The sequence below is a fragment of the Methylobacterium sp. CCH5-D2 genome (assembly GCF_001556475.1).
Classification (GTDB): domain Bacteria; phylum Pseudomonadota; class Alphaproteobacteria; order Rhizobiales; family Beijerinckiaceae; genus Methylobacterium; species Methylobacterium hispanicum.
The window spans coordinates 1-3282 of sequence record NZ_LSIX01000014.1 but is presented as its reverse complement, the minus strand read 5'-3'; the positions used below and the strand labels follow the sequence as shown (position 1 = coordinate 3282).

The following is a 3282-nucleotide window of genomic DNA, read 5'->3' as shown; positions in this document are numbered from 1 at the left end:
GTCGGTCGCCGCCAGACCCGCCAAACACAGGACAGACACACCCCCTCGACACGATCTCGGATCCAAGAGCTTCGCAGATGTTCGAAAGGCCGTCTGCAATAGTTCGGGGCTATAGCTCAGCTGGGAGAGCGCCTGCATGGCATGCAGGAGGTCAGCGGTTCGATCCCGCTTAGCTCCACCATATCATCCGTGAAAGAAGCCGCCATGCAATTCTGCGTGGCGGCTTCTTTCGTTGTCCCGCGGGGAGGGGACCTTCGCAACGTCCTGTTAGGCCTGATTGGCGTAAGCCCGCTCCATCGACGAAGGGGCGAGCCGCACATGCTCGAAGAAGCGTTCAAGCATGTCCGCTACGCCGTGGCCCTGCGGGACTGCGCGCAGGGCAGCCGGATTGCGGCGGAGCGCCAGCTTCTCACGGTCCTGGCCTCGGTCCACGAGCGACGCGGCCGCGCCCTGATCGGTGCGATCGAGGCCCGCAAGAGGACTGCCGGTCTGGGGATACGCGGCGCGGTCCGCTGATCACCCCACCGCCCGGCAGACCTGAGCATTCCGGATTCAAAGTCGACCACCATTTGCGGGTGCAGGGCCCTGCGGCTCGGCCCTGAGAGGTTTCGCCGCGTCAGGCCGCGACCCGATCGACTCCGCAGCGGCGAAGGCGCTCCCGGAACCCGTCGCGCTCGCGCCGCACGGCCGCGAGCTCCGCGCGGAGCTCCACGACCTCGGCCTGCAGCTCACCGGAATCGACGGCCATCTCCACGCACTGGTCCTGGACCTCGGCGAGTTGCAGGCGCAGCTCGACGATCTCGTTCGCCAGTTCGAGCAGGGCTGCGCTCGGATCGGGCACGGGCTTCTCCCTTGGGGGACATCGCGACGGGAAGCGCCGCGACCGGGCCCTCAGAACTCGGGCCCCGGCCCTAACAAGACCTTACCGGGGTCCAGCGAATGCGGTGGACAAGCCTGGGACCGACCGCGGGACGGGAGGTGCGTAACCCGAGGCGGGGCGCTGCCCGACCACCCGAAAAGCCGCTAGCATTTCATGGATCCCAAAGGTCGAGACCTTTGGCGGGTGCAGGGTGGAACCCTGTATTCGGCCTCACCGTCCCGACTGCGTCGGGACGGTGAGGCCAACCTGAGGCACCGCCCCAGGGCCCCGCCCAAGGGACTCGGGCCCTCAGGAATTCCAGACCCTGAGCCGGCAGGAAGACCGGCCCGACACGGACCAGCCAGGGAGGAGACCATGAGCCAGTATGTCGGCGCGATCGACCAGGGCACGACAAGCAGCCGCTTCATCGTGTTCGACCGCGAGGGCCGCGTCATCGCCTGCCGGCAGCGCGAGCACGCGCAGATCTACCCGCGCCCCGGCCAGGTCGAGCACGATCCGCTGGAGATCTGGTCGAACACGCAAGCCGTGATGCGCGAGGCGCTGGAGGCGGCCGGTCTCACGCCCCGGGACCTGCTCTCGATCGGCATCACCAACCAGCGCGAGACCACGCTGATCTGGGACCGGCGCACGGGCGCGCCGTTGCACAACGCCCTGGTCTGGCAGGACACCCGCAACGACCGGCTGGTCGCCGAGTATCAACGGGACGGCGGGCGCGACCGCTTCCGGACCCTGACCGGCCTGCCGCTGGCGAGTTACTTCTCCGGCCTGAAGCTGCGCTGGCTGCTCGACCACGTGGCGGGCGCCCGGGAGCGGGCAGAGGCCGGCGACGTGCTCTTCGGCAACATCGACACCTGGCTGGTCTGGAACCTGACCGGCGGGCCGGCGGGCGGCCTGCACATCACCGACGTCACCAACGCCAGCCGCACGCAGCTGATGGGGCTGGAGAGCCTCGCCTGGGATGCCTCGATGCTCGCCGCCTTCGGCATCCCCCGGGCGATGCTGCCCGAGATCGTCTCATCCTCCCAGGTCTACGGCGAGACGCGGGCGCCCTTCGCGGGCGTGCCGATCGCCGGCATCCTGGGCGACCAGCAGGCGGCGCTCTTCGGGCAGACCTGCTTCAACCCGGGCGAGGCCAAGAACACCTACGGCACCGGCTGCTTCGCGCTGATGAACACCGGCGAGACGCCGGTCCCCTCAAGCTGCGGCCTCGTCACCACCGTCGGCTACAAGCTCGACGGCAATCCCGCCATCTACGCGCTCGAGGGCTCGATCGCCATCACGGGGGCCCTGGTGCAGTGGCTGCGCGACAATCTCGGGCTGATCCGGGACAGCGCCGAGGTCGAGCAGCTCGCCGCCACGGTCGAGGACAACGGCGGCGTCTACTTCGTGCCGGCCTTCTCGGGCCTCTACGCGCCGCACTGGTGCGAGGGCGCCCGCGGCCTGATCATCGGGCTCACCCGCTACGCCAACAAGGGCCACATCGCCCGCGCCTGCCTGGAGGCGACCGCCTTCCAGACCCGCGAGGTGCTGGAGGCGATGGAGACGGATTCAGGGATCCCGGTGCGCGAGCTGCGTTCGGACGGCGGCATGGTGGCCAACACCGCGCTGATGCAGTTCCAGGCCGACATCCTCGACGTGGCCGTGGTGCGCCCGGAGGTGGCCGAGACCACGGCGCTCGGCGCCGCCTACGCGGCCGGCCTCGCCACCGGCTACTGGCGGGGGCAGGACGACCTCGTGCGCAACTGGGGCGTCGGCCGGCGCTGGGAGCCTCGCATGGAGGCGGCCCACCGCGACCGGATCTACGCCGCCTGGGGACGGGCCGTGAAGCGCTCCTTCGACTGGGCGCAGACGGAGGGCTGAGAGCCTCTCACAAGACGCCCGCTCACCGGGCGCCCTCCCTCCGCACGTGACGGTTCAGCGGGCGTCCTGCGAGAGGCTCCAAGCCGGCGGATCGCCCTCGCCGTGCCGCCGTACCGCCGGCGGATCGGACCGGGGCTTCCGCGCCGATCCGCGTGGTCGTTCCGGCGCCCGGGACCGTCGCGGCTCAGCCCTCCTCGCCCTGGCGGTCGCGGTCGAGCTGCCGCAGCAGCTCGGCGAGCCGCGGATCGAGGCCCTCGTCCAGAACGGGCTCGTAGAGGGCCTGAAGCTGGCGTCCGAGGCGCTCGCGCGCCAGGGCGTCGAGCACGGGGCCGTCATCCGGGGCGTCGCGTGAGGGCGTCATGGAGAGGATATTGCCCGCCGACGGCGCGCGGCAAGCCGGCCGCGCCACGATGCGTCCCCGATGCATCATCGGTCCCCGGCTCGCAACCGGAGCGCACGAGAAGCCCCGGACCGAGAAGCCGGACCAAGAAAAAAGGCCACTCCCGAAGGAGCGGCCCGAAGTCTAGGGAGGAAACGCCCAA

The 3282-nt window shown here is 70.2% G+C and carries 4 protein-coding genes and 1 tRNA gene; 3 read left to right on the top strand and 2 right to left on the bottom strand.

Annotation, left to right across the window (positions count from 1 at the left end; translation table 11 throughout):
* The first annotated feature begins 105 nt into the window (after positions 1–105).
* A tRNA-Ala gene (locus tag AX737_RS00335) sits at positions 106–181 on the top strand.
* Between the two features lie 137 nt (positions 182–318).
* Positions 319–516, top strand: coding sequence for a hypothetical protein (locus tag AX737_RS00330; protein ID WP_066918100.1), 198 nt, complete (start codon positions 319–321; stop codon positions 514–516).
* Between the two features lie 100 nt (positions 517–616).
* Here the strand turns inward: AX737_RS00330 and AX737_RS00325 are convergent, their stop codons facing one another.
* On the bottom strand, positions 617–841 hold the full coding sequence (locus tag AX737_RS00325) for a hypothetical protein (RefSeq protein WP_066918099.1): 225 nt from the start codon (positions 839–841) through the stop codon (positions 617–619).
* A gap of 393 nt (positions 842–1234) precedes the next feature.
* Here AX737_RS00325 and glpK point away from each other — a divergent pair, with 393 nt between their 5' ends.
* Positions 1235–2740: a glycerol kinase GlpK gene (gene glpK / locus AX737_RS00320; RefSeq protein WP_066918090.1), complete on the top strand. Its 1506-nt coding sequence runs from the start codon at positions 1235–1237 to the stop codon at positions 2738–2740.
* A gap of 184 nt (positions 2741–2924) precedes the next feature.
* Here the strand turns inward: glpK and AX737_RS00315 are convergent, their stop codons facing one another.
* Positions 2925–3101 (bottom strand): hypothetical protein, encoded by a 177-nt coding sequence (locus AX737_RS00315; protein WP_156453433.1) that lies wholly within the window; start codon positions 3099–3101, stop codon positions 2925–2927.
* Positions 3102–3282: the final 181 nt, after the last annotated feature.

Coding starts and splice junctions, on each gene's coding strand:
- AX737_RS00330 (WP_066918100.1), top strand. CDS start 319: ATGCTCGAAGAAGCGTTCAAGCATGTCCGCTACGCCGTGGCCCTGCGG.
- glpK (WP_066918090.1), top strand. CDS start 1,235: ATGAGCCAGTATGTCGGCGCGATCGACCAGGGCACGACAAGCAGCCGC.
- AX737_RS00315 (WP_156453433.1), bottom strand. CDS start 3,101: ATGACGCCCTCACGCGACGCCCCGGATGACGGCCCCGTGCTCGACGCC.